Raw genomic sequence first — 287 nt, forward strand, 5'->3', positions numbered from 1 at the left:
GCTGGCGGTGCTTTCCGACGGCTGGACCAACCTGCAGATCGCCACGCGGACAGGGATTTCCGAGAACACGGTGAAATACCACCTCAAGAATCTCTACGACAAGCTCGACGTGCGCAACCGCGCCATGGCCGTCGCGCTCTATTCCAGCGAGAAGCGCCGCAACTCGAAATCGCCTATCGGGTAGGCCGCCGAGGTCGCCAATCGGGTAGGACCATCCCACCCGCAAGGGCCAACAACTTACCCGGCAAGGTGTTGTTGGCGAGCCTGTTCAAAACGAGAATTCCTCC

At 60.3% G+C, this 287-nt stretch carries 1 protein-coding gene; it reads left to right on the forward strand.

The window, feature by feature from the left end:
- A partial coding sequence (locus EN852_RS39850; RefSeq protein WP_135879978.1) for a helix-turn-helix transcriptional regulator occupies positions 1-184 on the forward strand: 184 nt, incomplete at its 5' end.
- Positions 185-287 lie beyond the last annotated feature (103 nt).

Origin of the sequence: Mesorhizobium sp. M2E.F.Ca.ET.209.01.1.1 (assembly GCF_004010375.2) — a bacterium.
In the GTDB taxonomy this organism is placed as follows: Bacteria; Pseudomonadota; Alphaproteobacteria; order Rhizobiales; family Rhizobiaceae; genus Mesorhizobium.